This window comes from Actinokineospora sp. PR83, from assembly GCF_021056305.1.
In the GTDB taxonomy this organism is placed as follows: Bacteria; Actinomycetota; Actinomycetes; order Mycobacteriales; family Pseudonocardiaceae; genus Actinokineospora; species Actinokineospora spheciospongiae.
Map to the genome: position 1 here is coordinate 1 of NZ_JAJCXD010000001.1, position 18,740 is coordinate 18,740.

General features: G+C 72.1%; 21 protein-coding genes and 1 pseudogene. 7 read left to right on the plus strand and 15 right to left on the minus strand.

All coding sequences use genetic code 11. The annotated features are described in order from the left end of the window. From L6E12_RS00005 to L6E12_RS00050, 10 genes and pseudogenes are all read right to left on the minus strand, one after another. Nucleotides 1-324 (minus strand): annotated as a pseudogene (locus L6E12_RS00005) (hypothetical protein); the annotation flags it as partial. 90 nt (nt 325-414) lie between these two features. Then, nucleotides 415-1,368: a Ppx/GppA phosphatase family protein gene (locus L6E12_RS00010; protein ID WP_236225767.1), complete on the minus strand. Its 954-nt coding sequence runs from the start codon at nt 1,366-1,368 to the stop codon at nt 415-417. A 24-nt stretch (nt 1,369-1,392) separates the two neighbouring features. After that, entirely contained in the window at nt 1,393-2,082 is a 690-nt protein-coding gene (locus L6E12_RS00015) for a response regulator transcription factor (RefSeq protein WP_035289690.1), read from the minus strand. Then, nucleotides 2,079-3,275 (minus strand): cell wall metabolism sensor histidine kinase WalK, encoded by a 1,197-nt coding sequence (locus tag L6E12_RS00020; protein WP_236225768.1) that lies wholly within the window; start codon nt 3,273-3,275, stop codon nt 2,079-2,081. The genes L6E12_RS00015 and L6E12_RS00020 overlap by 4 nt, the downstream gene beginning before the upstream one ends. A 326-nt stretch (nt 3,276-3,601) precedes the next feature. After that, the gene (locus L6E12_RS00025; RefSeq protein WP_236225769.1) at nt 3,602-4,348 is read right to left on the minus strand and encodes a phosphoglyceromutase; all 747 of its coding nucleotides are present in this window, start codon (nt 4,346-4,348) and stop codon (nt 3,602-3,604) included. 497 nt (nt 4,349-4,845) lie between these two features. Next, complete coding sequence (locus tag L6E12_RS00030; RefSeq protein ID WP_236225770.1) at nt 4,846-5,787, minus strand: DUF4349 domain-containing protein; 942 nt, start codon at nt 5,785-5,787, stop codon at nt 4,846-4,848. A 77-nt stretch (nt 5,788-5,864) separates the two neighbouring features. Further along, nucleotides 5,865-6,386 carry a YbjN domain-containing protein gene (locus L6E12_RS00035; RefSeq protein ID WP_035289684.1) on the minus strand — a complete coding sequence of 174 codons (522 nt, stop codon included), beginning with the start codon at nt 6,384-6,386 and terminating at the stop codon, nt 5,865-5,867. Continuing rightward, nucleotides 6,383-7,669, minus strand: a complete 1,287-nt coding sequence (gene mshA, locus L6E12_RS00040) for a D-inositol-3-phosphate glycosyltransferase (RefSeq protein WP_236225771.1) — start codon at nt 7,667-7,669, stop codon at nt 6,383-6,385. The genes L6E12_RS00035 and mshA overlap by 4 nt, the downstream gene beginning before the upstream one ends. A gap of 5 nt (nt 7,670-7,674) precedes the next feature. Continuing rightward, nucleotides 7,675-8,478, minus strand: a complete 804-nt coding sequence (locus L6E12_RS00045) for an alpha/beta fold hydrolase (RefSeq protein ID WP_236225772.1) — start codon at nt 8,476-8,478, stop codon at nt 7,675-7,677. Then, nucleotides 8,475-9,635: an Ig-like domain-containing protein gene (locus tag L6E12_RS00050; RefSeq protein WP_374201814.1), complete on the minus strand. Its 1,161-nt coding sequence runs from the start codon at nt 9,633-9,635 to the stop codon at nt 8,475-8,477. Before L6E12_RS00050 ends, L6E12_RS00045 begins: the two co-directional genes overlap by 4 nt. 173 nt (nt 9,636-9,808) lie before the next feature. On the opposite strand from L6E12_RS00050, the gene L6E12_RS00055 reads away from it, so the two are divergent. Further along, nucleotides 9,809-10,546 carry an SDR family NAD(P)-dependent oxidoreductase gene (locus L6E12_RS00055; protein WP_236225773.1) on the plus strand — a complete coding sequence of 246 codons (738 nt, stop codon included), beginning with the start codon at nt 9,809-9,811 and terminating at the stop codon, nt 10,544-10,546. Between the two features lie 69 nt (nt 10,547-10,615). Here the strand turns inward: L6E12_RS00055 and L6E12_RS00060 are convergent, their stop codons facing one another. Continuing rightward, nucleotides 10,616-11,710 (minus strand): UDP-N-acetylmuramate dehydrogenase, encoded by a 1,095-nt coding sequence (locus tag L6E12_RS00060; RefSeq protein ID WP_236225774.1) that lies wholly within the window; start codon nt 11,708-11,710, stop codon nt 10,616-10,618. Nucleotides 11,711-11,736: 26 nt separating this feature from the next. On the opposite strand from L6E12_RS00060, the gene L6E12_RS00065 reads away from it, so the two are divergent. From L6E12_RS00065 to L6E12_RS00085, 5 genes are all read left to right on the plus strand, one after another. Continuing rightward, on the plus strand, nt 11,737-12,240 hold the full coding sequence (locus tag L6E12_RS00065) for a DUF2505 domain-containing protein (RefSeq protein WP_236225775.1): 504 nt from the start codon (nt 11,737-11,739) through the stop codon (nt 12,238-12,240). After that, nucleotides 12,240-13,067, plus strand: a complete 828-nt coding sequence (locus tag L6E12_RS00070; protein ID WP_236225776.1) for a class I SAM-dependent methyltransferase — start codon at nt 12,240-12,242, stop codon at nt 13,065-13,067. The genes L6E12_RS00065 and L6E12_RS00070 overlap by 1 nt, the downstream gene beginning before the upstream one ends. A gap of 54 nt (nt 13,068-13,121) precedes the next feature. Beyond that, nucleotides 13,122-13,892 (plus strand): MerR family transcriptional regulator, encoded by a 771-nt coding sequence (locus L6E12_RS00075; RefSeq protein WP_236225777.1) that lies wholly within the window; start codon nt 13,122-13,124, stop codon nt 13,890-13,892. A gap of 100 nt (nt 13,893-13,992) precedes the next feature. Continuing rightward, nucleotides 13,993-14,385 (plus strand): hypothetical protein, encoded by a 393-nt coding sequence (locus tag L6E12_RS00080; protein WP_236225778.1) that lies wholly within the window; start codon nt 13,993-13,995, stop codon nt 14,383-14,385. A gap of 53 nt (nt 14,386-14,438) precedes the next feature. After that, nucleotides 14,439-14,960, plus strand: coding sequence for a DUF3558 domain-containing protein (locus L6E12_RS00085; protein ID WP_236225801.1), 522 nt, complete (start codon nt 14,439-14,441; stop codon nt 14,958-14,960). A 65-nt stretch (nt 14,961-15,025) separates the two neighbouring features. On the opposite strand, the gene L6E12_RS00090 is transcribed toward L6E12_RS00085, so the two are convergent. Continuing rightward, on the minus strand, nt 15,026-15,181 hold the full coding sequence (locus L6E12_RS00090; protein ID WP_236225779.1) for a DUF397 domain-containing protein: 156 nt from the start codon (nt 15,179-15,181) through the stop codon (nt 15,026-15,028). A gap of 2 nt (nt 15,182-15,183) precedes the next feature. Next, entirely contained in the window at nt 15,184-16,014 is an 831-nt protein-coding gene (locus L6E12_RS00095) for a helix-turn-helix transcriptional regulator (protein ID WP_236225780.1), read from the minus strand. A 325-nt stretch (nt 16,015-16,339) separates the two neighbouring features. On the opposite strand from L6E12_RS00095, the gene purU reads away from it, so the two are divergent. Then, the gene (gene purU / locus L6E12_RS00100) at nt 16,340-17,215 is read left to right on the plus strand and encodes a formyltetrahydrofolate deformylase (protein ID WP_110079403.1); all 876 of its coding nucleotides are present in this window, start codon (nt 16,340-16,342) and stop codon (nt 17,213-17,215) included. A gap of 207 nt (nt 17,216-17,422) precedes the next feature. On the opposite strand, the gene L6E12_RS00105 is transcribed toward purU, so the two are convergent. Then, a complete protein-coding gene (locus L6E12_RS00105) occupies nt 17,423-17,863 on the minus strand; it encodes an SRPBCC family protein (RefSeq protein WP_035289658.1) in 441 nt (146 codons plus the stop codon). An 84-nt stretch (nt 17,864-17,947) separates the two neighbouring features. Beyond that, nucleotides 17,948-18,727 (minus strand): glucose 1-dehydrogenase, encoded by a 780-nt coding sequence (locus L6E12_RS00110; RefSeq protein ID WP_236225781.1) that lies wholly within the window; start codon nt 18,725-18,727, stop codon nt 17,948-17,950. Nucleotides 18,728-18,740 lie beyond the last annotated feature (13 nt).

Below are 18,740 nucleotides of genomic sequence, written 5' to 3' on the forward strand. Positions count from 1 at the left end.
CGGCGGGGGCGGGGCCTGCTCGGGCTGCGGGGGCGCCTGCCTGCGCTGCGGCGGCTGCTGCCGGTCGGCGGCGGGCGGCTGCTGCGGGGCGCGGCGCGGCCGGTGCGAGGTGCGCTCGGGCGCCTCCTGGTCCTCGCGGATCGGGAGCATGGTGCCGCTGTCGGACATGACCCGCTCGATGATGGCCTGGGGCGCGGTGTCCGAGGCGTCGTCAGCCCGGCGGCGCCGTCGCCTGGGCGCGCCCTCGTCCGGGTTGCCGCCGTACTTGGCCAGCAACTCGGCCACGGTGCGCTGCGTGCGCTCCGGTCCACCTTCTTGACTCATCCACTCCACCGTGCCCCGTGCGGGCCGAACAGTCCAGTGCTCGCACACTCCAGCGGCAGCACCCGGTCGGTCGCCGCCCAGCAGTACCTGTCACTCCGAGGAATCAGTGTGGTCCTCGCCATTCGTCTGGTCCAGCCGTCGCAGGATGACACCCTCGCGCAGGGCCCACGGCCCGATCTCGAGTTCGGTCAGTGACAACGCTCGCATAGTGGCCTGTGCCACAAGGGCGCCCGCCAGCAGCTGGTGCGAGCGGCTGGGGCTCACCCCGTCCAGCTCGGCCAGGTCGGTCGCCGACATCCGGGAGACGAACGCGATGAGCTGGCTCAGCCCCGACTCGGTGAGCACCCGGCGGACCCTCGGCCCGGCCGACGACGGCGCCGCCCCGGTCAGCCTGGCCAGGGTGCGGAACGTCTTGGAGGTGGCGACCGCCCGGTCCGGCCTGCCGAACTTCGCCGCCCGCTTGGCCACCGGCGCGAGCTGCTCGACCAGCCACTCCGCGGTCTCGGCCACCTCGGTGCGGCTCGGTGGGTCGGCGGTGAACCGGGTGCGGGTCGTGCGCCCGGCGCCCAGCGGCACCGACACGGCGAAGTCCGGCTTCTCGTCGATGCCGGAGGCCAGCTCCAGCGAGCCGCCGCCGATGTCGGCCACCAGCAGGTTCCCCGCCGACCAGCCGTACCAGCGGCGGGCGGCGAGGAAGGTGTAGCGGGCCTCGTCCTCACCGGAGAGGACGCGCAGCTCCACCCCGGTCTCCTCGGCGACCCTGGCCAGCACCTCGGCGGAGTTGCCCGCCTCGCGCACCGCCGACGTGGCGAAGGCCATCAGCTCCGCGCAGCCCAGGCGCACCGAGGACGCCTTGGCCTCGGCCACGGTGCGCACCAGGTCGTCGGCCCCGCGCTTGGACAGCAGCCCGGACGGGGTGAGCCGCTCGGCCAGCCGCAGGACGGTCTTCTCCGAGCGGGCCGGGGTCGGGTGGGCACCACGATGCGCGTCCACCACGAGGAGGTGGACGGTGTTGGAACCGACGTCTAGCACACCGAGGCGCACGGCCAGAACCGTACATGGCCTCGATCAGGACTCGAACTTGTAACCCAGGCCGCGGACCGTGACCAGGTGCCGCGGGGCCGCCGGATCGGGCTCGATCTTCGAGCGCAACCGCTTGACGTGCACGTCCAGCGTCTTGGTGTCGCCGACGTAGTCCGCGCCCCAGACCCGGTCGATGAGCTGGCCGCGGGTGAGCACCCGGCCGACGTTGCGCAGCAGGTACTCCAGCAGGTCGAACTCCTTGAGCGGCAGCGCCACGTCGGTGCCGGAGACGGTCACCACGTGCCGCTCGACGTCCATCCGCACCGGCCCGGCCGCCAGCACCTGCGGCAGCAGCTCGCCGTCGCCGCCTGCCTCGCCGCCGCGGCGCAGCACCGCGCGCACCCTGGCGATCAGCTCGCGCGCGGAGTACGGCTTGGTGACGTAGTCGTCGGCGCCCAGCTCCAGGCCGACCACCTTGTCGATCTCGCTGTCGCGGGCGGTCACCATGATCACCGGCACGGCCGAGCGCTGGCGCAGCGCCTTGCACACGTCGGTGCCGCTCATCCCGGGCAGCATCAGGTCCAGCAGCACGATGTCGGCGCCGTTGCGGTCGAACTCCTCCAGCGCCTGCTGCCCGGTGCCCGCCACCGCGGCGGTGAACCCCTCCTTCCGCAGCAGGAAGGCGAGCGGGTCGGCGAAGGACTCCTCGTCCTCGACGATCAGCACCCTCGTCATGCCGGTCCTCCGTGGTGATCGCTAACGGCGCCGTCGACCTTCGACAGCGCGCCTTGTGCCCCGACCCCGACGGGTTCCGACCCGACGTGGGCCGGGATGCGCAGGGTGAACGTGGAGCCCAGCCCCGGCTTGCTCCACAGCCGCACCTCGCCGCCGTGGTTGGCCGCGACGTGCTTGACGATGGCCAGCCCGAGGCCGGTGCCGCCGGTGGCCCGGGAGCGGGCCTTGTCGAGGCGGTAGAAGCGCTCGAACACGCGCTGCTGCTCCTCCTCGGCGATGCCGATGCCGCGGTCGGTGACCGCGATCTCGACCATGCCGTCGGCGGCCCGCCTGCTCACCGTCACCGGGGACCCGGGCGGGGAGTAGGCGAGGGCGTTCTCCAGCAGGTTCGACAGCGCGGTGACCAGCAGCGTGCGGTCGCCCTCGACCAGCAGGCCGCTGTCGGGGTCGGTGGTGATGTCGATGCCCGCGGTCTCCATCGCCGGGCGGGCGCGGCCCATGGCCTCGGCCACCACCGCGTCCACGCCGACGGTGTTCATGTCCGGCAGCCGCTCGGCGCCCTGCAGGCGGGAGAGGGCGATCAGCTCGGTGACGAGGGTGCCCAGGCGGTTGCCCTCGTGCAGGATCTTGGTGGTGAAGCGGCGCACCTCGACCGGGTCGTCCGCGGCGTCGAGGACGGCCTCGGCCAGCAGCGCCATCGCCCCGACCGGGGTCTTGAGCTCGTGGCTGACGTTGGCGACGAAGTCGCGGCGGACCGCCTCCAGCCGGACCACCTCGGACTGGTCGTCGGCGTCGATGGCGGTGAACCCGTCGCCGAGCGGGCGGACCTCGCCGACCACGGCCTCCGGGGTGCGCCCGCCGCGCGACTCCAGCGGCGCCAGGTCGACCTCGATGGGCTCGTTGGTCTCGCGCACCACCTCGGCGGCCTTGCGGGCCCGGTCGTCGGCGCGGTGGTTGCGGACCAGGCCCAGTGCCTCGGCGCGCGGGTTGTGCAGGACGACGTCGCCGAAGCGGTTGAGCACGACGATGCCGGAGTGCGAGGAGTGCGTCAGACGGCTGAGCAGCTCGGCGACCGTGGGGCCGACCGGCCGCCGCTTGCCCCCCGCGCCGCGGGTGCGGCCGAGCAGGAAACCGACGGACAGGCCGATCAGCAGGGTGCCGAGCGACAGCGCGATACAGACCGGGGCGGTCACAGGGGGATCGTAAGCAGCCCGGGAGCGGTTTTGACCAGCCTGATCGAGCTTTCCGTGACAGTGGTGACACCTGCCGCGGCGTTGTTCGTACCGCGGTCAGGTCTCGTTCACCCGTTCGTGGCCTACCCATCGGTAGAAACCCGCCGGTGATCGTCTCGTAACCACCCCGGCGGGTGAACTTGGCGGGGCTGCCACGGGCCGGTCGCCTGCGCGTGGCGCCCCGTACGACGGGCCGTCGCCCGGTGAACCGCGGGCCCTCCGGCGGCGCCCCGGGGACGGCGGAGGCCCCGGCTCGGGTGAGCCGGGGCCTCGGTGGTCGTCGGGGGTCAGCGGCCCTGGTTGGCCACCGCGCTGATGGCGGCCGCGGCGGCGTCGGGGTCGAGGTAGGTGCCGCCCGGCGTGGTCGGCGCCAGGTCATCGGTGAGGTCGTAGCGCAGCGGGATGCCGGTCGGGATGTTCAGCCCGGCGATGTCGCTGTCGGAGATGCCGTCGAGGTGCTTGACCAGGGCGCGGAGGCTGTTGCCGTGCGCGCCGATCAGCACCGTCCGACCCGCGCGCAGGTCGGGGACGATCTCGGACTCCCAGTACGGGACCAGCCGGGTGACGACGTCCTTGAGGCACTCGGTCAGCGGCAGGTCGGCGCCCAGCCCGGCGTAGCGCGGGTCGGCGTCCTGGCTGAACTCGGAGCCGCGCTCGATGGGCGGCGGCGGGACGTCGTAGGAGCGGCGCCAGAGCATGAACTGCTCCTCGCCGAACTCCGCCAGCGTCTGCTTCTTGTCCTTGCCCTGCAGCGCGCCGTAGTGGCGCTCGTTGAGCCGCCAGTCGCGCTTGACCGGGATCCAGGCGCGGTCGGCCGCGTCCAGCGCCAGGTGCGCGGTGTTGATGGCCCTGCGCTGCAGGGAGGTGTGGACGACGTCCGGGAGGATGCCCGCCTCGCGCAGCAGGGTCCCGCCCCGGATCGCCTCGGCGGTGCCCTTCTCGGAGAGGGGCACGTCGACCCAGCCGGTGAAGAGGTTCTGTGCGTTCCAGACGCTTTCGCCGTGCCGGAGCAGCACCAGGGTTCCGATGGCCATGCGTGGAGCCTGCCAGACCCGTTCGGGCGCACCCGTGGGGTGGGCTTGACAGGGGCGCGCGGATGCGTCCGCACGCGGACCGGCCCCCGCGGCGGCGGGGATTGACCCGGATGATCCATCCCGGATGGTCGGACGGCCGCCCACGACCGGTCCAGGGGTGTGCGCCTGGGCCGGTCGGGGTCGCGCTGACCTGCGGAACAAGCGCCGTTATGAAATCGAGACGCCAACCGCGCGAGAGTGCCCGATCGGCTTACCTGGCGGCCTTGTGCCCGTGTCCCGCATCTGACAAGTTGACAACGGCTTCGACGGATCAGCTCCCAAGCACTCCCTGGTCCCCGAGGCCACCCGCGCGGCTCGACTCCCCTGCCGAGCCGCACGAACCCCGCAGTGGGCCCCAGGTGCCCCCCGCCTCGGCGGCCCGGTGGGTTCGGTCGCGGGGCGGTCCGGGATTACGACTCCCCCCTCGCCCGGTCCGCTCCGCGACCCCACCCCGCGCCTCAGCCCTCCGCGGGCGCCGCGGTCACTGCGGGCGCCTCGGCCCTGGTCTTGCGGCGCACCCGCAGCACGACCCAGCCGACCGCGGCCGCGAGGGCGGCGAACGGCAGCACGTAGCCCACCACCCGCAGCACGAACCCGCCCGCGGTCAGGAAGCCGTCCCAGCCCGCCGCCAGCGCGGCCAGGAAGCTGCTGTCGTCGTCCGCGGGCTCGGACACCGCCGGGGCGTCCGCCCGGACGACCTGGACGGTGATCTTCGACATCGCCACGCTGCCCGCGAGCCGGTCGCGGCGGGCGAGGAGCGACTCCAGCTCGGCCTCGCGGCGGGTCACCTCGCTCTCGATCTCCACGATCTCGGGGACCGAACGGGCGTTCGCCAGCAGGGCGCGGACCCGGTCGAGGCTGGCGCGCTGGGTCTTGACGCGGCTCTCCACGTCCACGGTCTGCTCGGTGACGTCCTCGGCGTTCTGCCCCCGGTTGCGGACCGTGCCCGCGCCGCCGTCGGTGAGCTTCGCCAGGACCGCGTCGAGCTTGTCCGACGGCACGTGCAGGGTCAGCGAGGCGGAGCGCTCGGAGACGGACTCCTGCCCGGAGTAGCCGCCCGCCGCCAGCACCTCGGCGCGGATGGTCTCGGCGGCGGCGGCCACGTTGTCCGAACCCAGTTCGAGCGTGGCGGTGCGGACGAGCTTGCGGTCCACGCCCGGGCCGTTGACCTGCGCGGACTGCCGGTCGGCCGGTGCGGACTCTGCGGCCTTCCCGCCGGTGCCCGGGCCCCCGCCTGCCGCGGCGTCCGCGCCCGCCGGGGCCTGCGCCGCCCGCTCCGGTGCGACGGCGGCGGAGGTGCCGCTCCCGCTGCTGCTGGTGCAGGAGGCCAGGGCCGCCAGCGCGGTCGCGGCCAGGAGCAGGCCCGCCGTGCGGCGGGCCCGTCTCGGGGTGGTGTTCATCTCGGTGTCCCCTCAGGTGAGCTGTGCGATCACCGGTGGGACGGAGCGGGCGGGTCAGCCCGTTGCCGGGGAGCGGGTCACGAGTCGGCCTCGTCTGAGACACGCGACCGTTGCGCGGGCTCCAGCAGGTGCTCGAAGGCCTTGAGGTTGGCCAGCGACTCGCCCCGGGAGGTGCGCCAGTCCCACTCGCGGCGGATGGCGGTGGCGAAGCCGATCTCCAGCAGGGTGTTGAAGTCGCCGTCGGCGGCCTCCAGGACCTGCCCGAGCAGCTTGTCCAGCTCGTCCGCGGTCACCGAGTTCAGCCCGACCCGGCCGAGCAGGTAGATGTCACCGGCCTTGTCGACGGTGTAGTGCACGCCGTAAAGGCGGGCATTGCGGCGCAGCAGGAACCGGTAGACCTCCTCGAACGCCTCGTCCGGGCGGCGGCAGACGAACGCCTCGACCACCAGCGCGTGCTTGCCGACGCTCAACCAGCAGTTGGTCTGCTGCTTCTTGATGCCGGGCAGCACGACCAGGAAGCGGCCGGGTTCCGGGTTGTCGTAGGCGAGCTCGCGCTCGTCGAGTGCGTCCTTGATGACCTGATCGAGTGGAGTGCTCACACCGCAACCTCAACACGCGGCAGCGACCGCCGCAGCGCGCGCCCCGCTTCCTCGTAGCCGGCGAGCAGCGCGTCGGTGGTGCGGTCCCAGGAGAAGGCGCGGGCGTGGCGGACCGCGCCCGCCGCCAGTTCGGCCCGCAGCCGGGGGGCGGTGGCCAGCCGGGTCAGCGCGTCGGCCCAGTCGGGGGTGGCGTGGCCGTCGACGAGCAGGCCGGAGCGGCCGTCGGCGACCGCGACCGGCAGCCCGCCGACCGCGGCGGCCACCACGGGGGTGCCGCAGGCCTGCGCCTCCAGCGCGACCAGGCCGAAGCTCTCGTTGTGGCTGGGCACCGCCACCACGTCGGCCGCCCGGTACACCCTGGCCAGCGCGTCGCCGGACTGCGGTGGCAGGAACCGGACCACGTCGGTGATCCCCAGGGCGGCGGCCAGGTCCTGCAATGCGGCGGGCTGGTCCAGGCCGGAGCCGGACGGGCCGCCCGCGACCAGCACCACCAGCCGGTCCCTGGCGAGGTCGCCGCGGGCGAGCAGCTCGGCGGCGGCGCGCAGCAGCACGTCGGGGGCCTTGAGCGGCTGCACGCGGCCGACGAAGGCGAACACGACCGCGTCGGCCGCGATGCCCAGGGCGGCGCGGTCGGCGGCCCGGTCGGCCGGGCGGAAGCGGTCGAGGTCGACCCCGGGGGCGATGGTGTGCACCTTGTCCGGGTCGGCGGCGTAGAGGCCGGTGAGCTGGGCCGCCTCCACGTCGGTGTTGGCGATGAGCCGGTCGGCCTCGTCGACCACCTGCTGCTCGCCGATCACCCGCACCCGCGGCTCGGGGGCGTCGCCGTCGGCGAGCGCGGCGTTCTTGACCTTGGCCAGGGTGTGCGCGGTGTGCACCAGCGGTACCCCCCAGCGCTCCCGGACCAGCCAGCCGACCTGCCCGGACAGCCAGTAGTGCGAGTGCACGAGGTCGTAGTGGCCCGGGTCCTGGCGGGCCTCGGCGCGCAGGACACCCGCGGTGAACGCGCAGAGCTGGCTGGGCAGTTCGGCCCGCTCCAGCGGCTCGTACGGGCCCGCGGTGACGTGCCGGACCAGGACGCCCGGGGCCAGCTCCACCACCGGCGGCAGGTCCGAGGACGTGGCGCGGGTGAAGACCTCGACGGCGATGCCGTGCCGGGCCAGCCGCCGGGTCGTCTCGCTCACGTACACGTTGAGGCCGCCCGCGTCGCCCGTGCCGGGCTGTTCGAGCGGGGACGTGTGGACCGACAACACCGCCACCCTGCGCGGCCGGTGAAGCTGCGTCACGCCGTTCACTCCTTCCGACCTCCCGCGTGCGAGCGAACGGCGTGGGTGAACTCGGCGGCCCGCTCGGCGAAGGGCATGTGCCCCACCCGGGTGAACCAACGCGCGGAGGCCCCCGGAATCTTCCCGAGCGCGTACTCGGCCGCGGCCGGGGTGACCACGGCGTCCTGGTCGCCGTGCAGGACCAGCGTCGGCACGGTGACGCCCGCGAGGACGTCCCCGCTGCTCACCGAACGGGTGAACAGGCCGCGCCGGACGTGGGCGGGGGTGCGCAGCGCGGTGGCCACCCCGCGCTCCACGACCTCCGGGGCGGCGGGCTCGGCGGTCATGGCGGCGGTGAGCGCCCGGATCGCGGGCTCGGCGACCGCGTCGTCCGGGCTGAGCGCGTCCGGCAGGGCGGCGCGCATGGCCGGGCCGACCGCCCCGCCGGGGTTGCCGCGGCCGATCTCGGTCAGCGCGCCCACCAGCACGATCCCGCGCAGGTCCGCGCAACCGCGGTGGCGCAGGTAGTCGGTGATCACCAGCCCGCCGTAGGACCAGCCGACCAGGGTCACCGGGCCGCGGGCGAGGGCGAGCACCGCGGCGACGTCGTCGGCCCACACCCGGCCGTCGTCGAACGGGCCGTCGACACCGGCGGAGCGGCCGTGCCCGCGCAGGTCGGGCACCAGGAGGTGGAACTCGTCGGCGAGCGCGTCGACCGCGTCCGCCCAGACCTCCCCGGTCTGCGCCCAGCCGTGCAGGAACACGACCGCGGGCCTGCCCGGCTCACCGCGCTCCAGCAGCGACAGCCCGCCGCCGGTGGTGCGGGTCACCGGAGGGCGGACATGCTCTGCCACTGCGCCCACGGGATCAGCCAGTCGTAGACGTCGGAGGTGGTGGGCATGTTCGCCTGGGAGCCGGTGACCTCGACCGGGTCGCCGACCAGCGCGCTGTCGAAGTAGGCCTTGGCGTCGGCCTCCAGCAGGTTGACGCAGCCGTGCGAGGTGTTGGCCTTGCCGATGTTGGCGGCGTTGTCGTTGTTCTCGTGGATGAACTCGCCGTGGTTGGAGAACCGCACGGCCCACTTCTTCATCACGTTGGTGTAGCCGTACTTCGGGTTGGAGAAGTCGCCGACCGGGTCCTTCTGCATGACGATCATGGTGCCGTTGGGCGTGTTCAGGTTCGGGTCGGAGTCCTTGCCGTTGCTGGCCGGGTAGCTGGCGACCAGGGCGCCGTCGCGGTACACGTTCAGCTTGTGGTCGGGGGTGTGGACCTTGGTGACCTGGTTGCGGCCGATGGTGAAGTCGGTGGTCAGGTCGGCCTTGCCGTAGGCGCCGCCGCCGTAGGCCAGCCCGTAGAGCTTGGCGCTGACGGACACCTTGGTGTTGGCGGGCCAGTACTCCTTCGGCCGCCAGTCGACCTGCTGGTCGTTGAGCCACGCCCAGGAGCCCTCGACCGGGACCGAGGTGGTGACGGTGAGCGCCTTCTCCACGGCGGCCTTGTCGGTGACCTTGCCCTCGGGGAACTTCACGCTGATCGGCATCGCCACGCCGACGGTGGCGTTGTCGGCCGGGTTGATGGTCGCGCGCGGCGTCTTCGCGGGCTTGAGCGTGGTGAAGGAACCCTTCAACTCCACCTGCTTGCCGTCGCTGCCGGTCGCCGACGCGTCGTAGGTGTACTTCTTCGCGTAGCCCAGGGTCTCCGCGGAGGTCCAGGTCAGCTTGTCGGCGGACAGCTCGCCCTTGACGGCCTTGCCCTCGGCGTTGGTCAGCGCCACCTCGTCGATCTTCCCGTCCGCCACGGTGACCTGCACCGGCGCGGCGGGCGAGACGTCCGCGGCGTCGGCGGCCGGGAGGGCGGTCAGCTTCGCGACCGGTGGCGTTTCGGCGGTCGTGCCCGCCGCGCCGCCACCGGCGGAGCCGGATGAGCCCGACCCCTCCGAGGTGCAGGCGGTGAGCAGGACGAGAACCGAGAACAGCGCCCCGATCAGGGTCGAGTTCCTGGTCTTCGTTGCCGTGCTTCTCACCGGTGACCTCCAAGTCCGAAATCGTGTCCCGTGGGGAAAGACGCCCGGGGTGGGGGCGCGGTGGGGTGCACCCCCGGTGACAGTTCTCACAACCCCCCGGAAGGGGACGAAATTCCCCCGGGAGGATTATCGGTGACGTGGAGAAACGTGTTGCAGTGGTGACCGGGGCGAGCACCGGGATCGGGGCCGCGACCGCGGCGGCACTGGCCGGGGCGGGCTTCGCCGTGGTGCTCGGCGCCCGCAGGCTGGACCGGCTGGGAGCGGTGGCGGAGCGGGTCGGCGGCCGGGCGCTGGAGCTGGACGTGACCTCGCAGGAGTCGGTGGACGCCTTCGCGGGGCAGTTGGACCGGGTCGACGTGCTGGTGAACAACGCGGGCGGCGCCCTGGGCCTCGACCGCGTGGACGCGGCGGACGTCGAGCAGTGGCGCTGGATGTACGAGACCAACGTGCTGGGCACCCTCCGGATGACCAAGGCCCTCCTGCCGCCCCTGGTCGCCTCCGGCGACGGCCACGTGGTCACCGTGACCTCCATCGCCGCGGTGGAGGTCTACGACGGCGGCGCGGGCTACACCGCGGCCAAGCACGCCCAGTCGGCCCTGCACCGCACGCTGCGCGGCGAACTCCTGGGCCAACCGGTCCGCTTCACCGAGGTTCTCCCCGGCATGGTCGAAACCGACTTCTCCCTGACCCGCTTCGACGGCGACGCGGACCGGGCGGCGGCGGTCTACCGGGGCATCGAACCGCTGACGGCGGACGACGTGGCCGAGGTGATCGCCTTCGCGGTGACCCGCCCGGCGCACGTCAACCTGGACCAGGTCGTGCTCAAGCCCCGAGCCCAGGCATCGGCGACCCGGGCCCACCGCGAACCGAGCTAGGCCGTGTCCTCAAAGCCGGGATTTTTGGGGCGTGCTCGGGTGGGTGGTCGCCTGCTTTGAGGACAGGCTCTAGCCCAGGGAGCAGTTCACCAGGACCGGTTCCGGGTGGAGGGTGACGCCGAAGGTGGTGTGGACGCCGTCGCGGATGGCCCCGGCGAGGGCGAGGAGGTCGGCGGTGGTGGCGCCGCCGCGGTTGGTGAGGGCGAGGGTGTGCTTGGTGGACAGCGCGGCCCGGCCCGGGGGTTGGCTGTAGCCCTTGGTGAAGCCCGCGCGCTCGATCAGCCAGGCGGCGGACAGCTTGGAGGCGCCCGGGTTGGCCGGGTAGCGCGGGACCGCCACGTCCGGGCCGACCCGGGCGGTGATGCGGGCGAGGACCTCGTCGGCGTCGGCGTCGGGGACGATCGGGTTGGTGAAGAAGGAGCCCGCGCTCCAGGTGTCGTGGTCGGTGGGGTCGAGGACCATGCCCTTGCCGCGGCGCAGGCCCAGGACCGCCTCCCGGGCGGCGGCGACCGGGACCCGCTCGTCCTGGCGGACGCCGAGGGCACGGGCCAGCTCGGTGTAGCGGATCGGCATGGACAGGCCGTCGTCGCTGAGGGTGAAGGTGGCGCGGAGGACCACGGCGCGGTCGGTGCCCTTGAGGACGCTGGTGCGGTAGCCCAGGCCCAGTTCCTCCACCGGCAGGGTGCGGACCTCGCCGGTGGCGCGGTCGAGCAGGTCGACGGAGGCGAGGACCTGGCTGATCTCCACCCCGTACGCCCCGACGTTCTGCACCGGGGTGGCGCCGACCAGGCCGGGGATGCCGGAGAGGCACTCCAGGCCGCCGAGGCCCGCGTCGACGGCGCCCGCGACCACGTGGTCCCAGTCCTCGCCCGCCTCGACGGTGAGCCGGACCCGGCCGGGGCCCGCCGTGTCGATCTTGGTGCCGCGGTGGGCGACGTGCACGACCGTGCCGTCGAAGCCCGGGTCGCCGATGACCAGGTTGGAACCGCCGCCGAGGACCAGCAGCGGGGTGCCCGCGGCGTCGGCGCCGCGGACCGCGTCGACCGCCTCGGCGGCGGTGGTGGCGGTCACGAACGCCGCCGCCGGTCCGCCCAGGCGCAGCGTGGTGTAGCCGCTGAGCGGGACGCGGGGGTGGGTCGGTTGACCGACGGGGAGGCTCGTCACGGGCGCCAACGGTAACCTCCAGCCCCATGGCGAGCCGCATCGAGCACCGTGCCGCGTTCCCCGTGCCCGCGAAGGCGGTGCACGCGGCGTTCGTCGACCGCGACTTCCTCGCCGAGCGCCTGCGGGTGCTCGGCGGCAAGGACGCGCGGTTGATCGACTACACCGAGCGCGGCGCCGAGGTGGTGTTCCGGCTGCGCCAGGGCGTCGACGCGGCCCGGCTGCCGTCGGTGGCGCGCACGGTCATCAAGGGCGACCTGGTGGTCGAGCGCACCGAGGGCTGGCGCCCGGACGGAACCGGTTTCGCCGGGGACACCACCGCCGCCGTGTCCGGGGTCCCCGGGGACATCAAGGGCCGGTTCGCGCTGGTCGACAGCGGTTCGGGCAGCGTGTGGACCACCTCGGGCGAGGTGAAGGTGCGCATCCCGTTCGTCGGCGGCAAGGTCGAGTCGGTGATCGCCGAGCAGGTCGGCAGGCTGCTGGCCGCCGAGGCGGAGTTCACCGCGACCTGGCTGGCCGAGCACGGCGGCTGATGGCCCGCGCACCCCGCCTGGCCGCGGGCCGGGCGCGAGCCCTGGGCGCACCGACCCGGGGCACCACGAACCCGAACCGGCTGCGCCGCGTCGACCGCTGGCTCACCGGCTCCCCCGCGGTCCGCACCCGGCTGGCCGCCACCCCGGACCCGTTGGTCGTCGACCTCGGTTACGGCGCCACCCCGGTGACGACCGTGGAACTGGCCGCCCGGCTGCGCGCGGTCCAGCCGGACGTGCGCGTGCTGGGCCTGGAGATCGACCCGGAACGGGTGGCCGCCGCCGCACCCGCCGCCGACCCGCCCCGGCTGGACTTCCGCCGCGGCGGCTTCGAGTTGGCCGGTGCCCGCCCGGTGCTGCTGCGCGCGTTCAACGTCCTGCGCCAGTACACCGAGGCCGAAGCGGTGGCCGCGTGGGACATCATGCTCACCCGCCTGGCCCCCGGCGGCCTGCTGGTCGAGGGCACGTGCGACGAGATCGGCAGGCGCTGCTGCTGGGTGGCGCTGGCGGTGGACGGGCCGCTGACGCTCACCCTGTCCTGCCTGCCCTCGGGCATCGAGAAGCCGTCGGACCTGGCCGAGCGCCTGCCGAAGGCGCTGATCCACCGCAACGTGCCCGGCGAGCGGGTGCACGACCTGCTCGCCGCCCTGGACGCCTGCTGGGCCACCGCGGCGGCGTTCGCCCCGTTCGGCCCGCGCGCCCGCTGGGTGGAGTCGGTGCGCCTGCTGGCCGCCGAGGGCTGGCCGGTCCTCGACGACCGCAGGCGCTGGCGCCTGGGCGAGGTCACGCTGGACTGGGCGGCGGTGGCCCCGGCCGGAATCGGGGTTTGACCTTCTCGTCGCGTCAACTTCTACCGTTGACCGGGTCAGCGAGATGACGGGGAGATGAGCGCGGTGGCCTGGTCGATCCAACAGGTGGCGCGGATGGCGAAGGTGACCTCCCGAACGCTGCGGCACTACGACGACATCGGTCTGCTGCCGCCCGCGTTCGTGGGCCACAACGGTTACCGCTACTACGAACAGGAACAGGTGCTGCGGTTGCAGGAAATCCTGCTGCTGCGCGAACTGGGGCTGGGGTTGGACGCGATCGCCGAGGTCGTGGACCGCGAGAAGGACGCGGTGGTGGCCCTGCGCCAACACCGCGACCGACTCCTGGCCGAGCGAGACCGGTTCGACCGGCTGGCGCGAACCGTCTCCCGCACGATCACCGAGGTGGAAAGGGACGCAGGGATGACAACGGAATCCGTGGCGCACTGGTTCGAGGGCTTCGACCCGGACAAGCAGGAGGCGTTGCAGGCCGAGGCGCGGGAGCGCTGGGGCGCGGAGCACGTGGACGCGGCGAACGCGGCCGTCCGGGGCAAGGGCCAGGACTGGATGCGTGAACAGGGCCAGGCCTGGGTGGCCGCCCTGCGGACGCTGGTCGAGCACATCGACGCGGACCGCGCCCCGGACGACCCGGCGGTGCAGGAGACGATCGCCGGGCACCACCGGTGGCTCCAGGGCCACTGGGTGCCGAACCGGGAGGCGTACAAGGGCTTGGCCGACGTGTACGCGGACGACCCGAGGTTCCGGGTCAAGTTCGACAAGACCGACCCGCGCCTGGCGGAGTACCTGCGCTCGGCGATGGTCGTCTACGCGGACGCGAACCTGGACTAGCGGCTCATCGGCCGCTGAGGTTGTTTCAAACCCGAGACATACCACCCCTACGGCTCCTAGAGTGCCCAGTGGTCAACGCATCGTCACTGCAGGGGGCGCGGTGTACATCGACGAAGGCAACAACGCATCACTGGAGCAAATCGGCGCGTCCATGAACGCACTCGTGGGCGCGGCAGCGGCAGGCCAGTTCGCGGTCAACGAGCACGGCGGCAACGCCCTGCTGACCGCCATCCGCAAGATGCTCGACTGGTTGGAGAGGCAGGAGGGCCTGCGCTATGTCCTGGACCAAGAACCGATGCTCGGTGCCAGCAATGCCGCCACGGTGATGAAGCCGTACATTCACCAAGTGGCCACCGACCACCAGGGTTTCCTGACCCAACTCGCCGCCCTCCGCGAGACGCTGGTGAAGGCGGAGTCCGCCATTACGGTGGCGATGAACAATTACCGCCACGTCGATGAAGACACAGCCAGGCGACTCTCGCAACAGGAGTGACCACCGTGAAGCCCACCCGCACCCGTGCGATCCTCACCACACTCGCCGTCGCCATGACCACAGCGTGTTCTACGCAGACACCAGGTCACCCTACCGCTGTGGCGACAGAACCCGATGGTTCCGACCGCACAACCACATCCGCAACACCCTCGCAACCACCGACCTCCGATAACCCGTTGGCCACCCTCGACCCGTGCGACCTGTTCACCCCAGCCGCCAAAACCGCACTCGGCGTGACAGGGTCACCCCAGCCCGACGAAACCAGAATAGCGAAACTCTGCCAGTGGAAGGTCGCCAAGGAAACAGGGGCGGAAAGCTATACCTTCACTGTGGCCGCTTACCCCGAGCTCGGAATTGACAAAGTAGTTGCCACTGGCGAGAAAAAGTCATTGACGATGGGGACACACCGAGCCGTCCAATCACTCGGCGGGCCAACAGGCTCTGTATGTGCGGTAGCACTCGAAGTGACCGCGACCTCACGAGTGGACGTCCTGGCCACTGGAGCAGGCGGAGGGGCGACGCTCTGCCCGCAGGTGTTGGACGCCGCCAAGCTGGTTGAACCGGAACTGCCCTGACAAGGCTTGTGCTCGAACCCGGGGGCGGGTCACCGTGGTGTTGTGACCCACCCCCGGTGCGGGGGTCAGCGGGCGAGGCGGGTGATCAGCTCGCGGACGGCGGACCGGGTCACGGGGAGGGTGACGCCGGGGCGCTTGCTGTCGCGCACGGCCGTGAGGTCCTGCCGCAGTTCGACGCAGTTACTGGTGGTGCCCGAGCGGGATGACTTGCGCCACTCCATGATCACAACCTTTCTCGTATTTGCTCGATCATACTGCGGCTTTCCGCTGTCGATAGGGCCAGACGATCGAGCGTCGAGCGCATGTTCACATAGCTGTCCACCTCATCATCGTGGAGATAGACGCTGCTTCCGTGTAGCTCGACGTGGAGCACCGGGGGTGCGTCGGCGAAGTGCAACAGCAGCCACGGGTGCAGCAGCAGCCGGTGCGGCACCCGCCCCCGCACGACGCGGACGGCTTGGCCTCGGTGAGAGGCTCGGACCAAGTGGTCCAACTGTTCTCGAAGCGCCCCGGAACCACCGAACGTCATGCGCAGCGCGTTCTCGTGGAGGAAGGCCACGTAGTCGACCTTGGGCACGACCGCCTGTCGGCGCTGGCGGGCGAGCCAGAGCATTGTGACGTCCTGCGGCTGCGCGCCATCGTCGATCATCAGACTGGTGGCGTACTGCTCGGTTTGCAGCAATCCGGGGATGTAGTTGAGCGACCAATCGGTGAGTGCGCTGGCTGAGGCCTCGTAGCTGGCCAGGGTGCCGACGTCGGGCAGGACGCCGGGCAGGGGGCGGGACCACCAGCCTGCCTGCACGCCCGCTCGGGCGCTTTCGATCAGCTCCCCGCGCTGGGTCATGGGCACGCCGTACACAGCGAGGACCATGGCGACGTCCTCGCTGGTGATGTGCCGCTTGCCGTTCTCGGTGCGGCTCAGCGTGGCCGTGGACCAGCCGATCGCCCGGGCGGCGGCCTCCAGGTTCAGCGGGGTCTGCTCCAGCCGGACGGCTTTGAGCTGGGCGCCGATGGTGCGGTCGCGCGCCTGTGGGTTCTTCCTCTGACCGGACACGTCTTCCTTTCCACCCCCGCAAGGACACACGTGCGCCGTTGCCGGGATTTTACAGTGTGGGACGCATCCGGCGGGGCGGTCATCGGCAGACACCCGGCGTCGAATCGGAGTTGCACTGTGCGGAACACGACCAGACTAGGAGGAACCGCTGCGCCACAACGGTTATCCGGGCCGAACAAGCCGTCGATTCACCCGATCAGAGGCTCGGGGTTCCCGGCGGGAACACGGGCGCGGTGGTGACCGCTCGCTGATGGCCGACCTCGGGGAGCACTGACAACACCGCGAGCGGGGCGCGCTTGTGGACGGTGGCTGCCACAATCGGAGCGTGCCCACAACCGAACGCCGCTACGTCATCCGCCTGGCCTGCCCGGACCGGACCGGCATCGTCGCCGCCATCGCCGGATTCCTCGCCGAGGCAGGCGGGTGGATCGTCGAGGCCGCTTACCACACCGACCCCGAGACCAACTGGTTCTTCACCCGCCAGGAGGTGCGCGCGGACTCGCTGCCCTTCGACGTCGCCGAGTTGCGGGAGCGGTTCGGCGCGGTGGCGCGCGGGCTGCACGCGCAGTCGGACTGGTCGGTGACCGACACCGGGGACCGGCGCCGGGTGGTGATCCTGGTGTCCAAGGAGGGCCACTGCCTCTACGACCTGCTCGGCCGGGTGCAGAGCGGCGAACTGGACGTGGACGTGCGGGCGGTCGTGGGCAACCACACCGACCTGGCCGCGATCACCCGCGCGCACGGCATCCCGTTCCACCACGTGCCCTTCCCCGCCTGCGAACCGGAGGGGAAGCAGGCGGCGTTCGCGCAGCTTCGCCAGCTCGTGGACGCGGCGAAGCCGGACGCGGTGGTGCTGGCGCGGTTCATGCAGGTGCTGCCGCCGGAGCTGTGCGCGGACTGGGCGGGCAAGGCGCTCAACATCCACCACAGCTTCCTGCCGTCGTTCGTCGGCGCCCGGCCCTACCACCAGGCGCACCGGCGCGGGGTGAAGCTGATCGGGGCCACCTGCCACTACGTGACCGCCGAGCTGGACGCCGGGCCGATCGTGGAGCAGGACGTGATCCGCGTCGACCACCGGGACTCGGTGGTGGACATGGTGCGCAAGGGGCGCGACATCGAGAAGGTGGTGCTGGCGCGCGGGCTGCGCGCGCACCTGGAGAGCCGGATCCTGTTGCACGGCAACAAGACCGTCATCCTCTGACCGGGAGCCGCCGCGCGACCCGTTGCGGTTCACGCATATATCAGTTGCCCGGGGCGGCACCGACGGGGCATCGTCTTCCCCATGACCAAGGGGGAGCAGAACAGGATCACCATCGACCATCCACAACCGACCGATCGGGAGTGGGTCTGACCGAGTGCCGTCAGGAGCGGGTTTCCCGCTCCTGACGGCACTTCCCGTGCTCGCGGCTCAGGCGTTGAGGTGCTTGGCCAGGTTGGCGAGCAGTTCGTCGTGGATGGTGCGCAGGCCCGCGGGGGCGAAGGTGCGCTCGAAGAAGCCGCCGATCCCGTTCGCGCCCTCCCAGGTGGTGGCGACGCGCACCGACGCGGCGTCGGCGGAGCCGTCGACGGTCCAGGTGGTGACCAGCGTGGAGTTGCGGTCGGCCTCGACCAGGGTGCCGGGCTGCGGCTCGGTCACGTCGAGCAGGCAGTCGCGGACGCGCTTCTTGGTGGCCTGCAACTTCCAGTGCACGACCGTGCCCGCGCCGGTGCCGCCCTCGCGGACCTCGTACTCGCTGTAGTTCGCGGGGAGGATCTTCGAACGGGTGCCGGTGTAGTCGGCGACGGCGGCGCGGACCGCGTCGACGGGCGCGGCGAAGCTGCGCGAAGTGACCGCTTGGACCTGGTTCATGGGTCCTGAGGCTACCGGTTCGGCAGTGCGCCGGTTTTCAGATAATGCCATTCTCCGACTTTGGCGGCTGATTGTCCAGGCCGCTCATGCGGCCTTGGCCTGGAGGGCGGGGCCGAGGAGGAGTCCACCGTCGATGACGTACTCCGACCCCGTGACGAACGACGCTTCCGAGGACGCGAGGAACAGGAGGAGCCGGGTGACGTCGGTCGGCTCTCCGAGTCGGGGGACGGCGAACGGCTCGGGTGAGTAGAAGTCGGCGATCGCCGCGGTGGCGCCCGCTGCCGGTTCGGTGATGAAGGGGGTCGCGATCACACCGGGGTGGATGGTGTTCACGCGGATGCGGTCCCGGCCGAGTTCGAGCGCTGCCGTCCGGGTGAGACCCCGGATGGCCCACTTGCTGGCGACGTACGGCGCGTAGTGCGCCGTGCCGCCCAAGCCCATGATCGAGGCGATGTTGACGATGGCTCCCCCCGCTGCCCGGCGCAGAGCGGGGGCGGCGACCTTGATGCCGAGGAAGGTCCCGGTGAGGTTGACGTCGAGGATGCGCGACCACGTGGCCTGATCCGTCTTCTCGATCGGCGCGGGCGGGTTCTGCACGCCCGCGTTGTTGACGAGCACGTCCAGGGCGCCGAAGGCGCTCTCGGCGGCCAGCACGGCAGCGGACCACGAGCTCTCATCGGTGACGTCGAGGTGGGTGAAGCGGGCGCGGGTCCCGAGTTCGTCGGCGAGAGCGGCGCCGCGTTCGGCGTCGATGCCGCCGATCACCACGTTCGCCCCCTCCGCGTGGAAGGCGCGCACGTGGCTCGATCCCTGGCCACCGGACCCGCCGGTCACGAGCACGGTCTGGTTGTCGAAGCGGCGCATCAGGTTTCCTCCG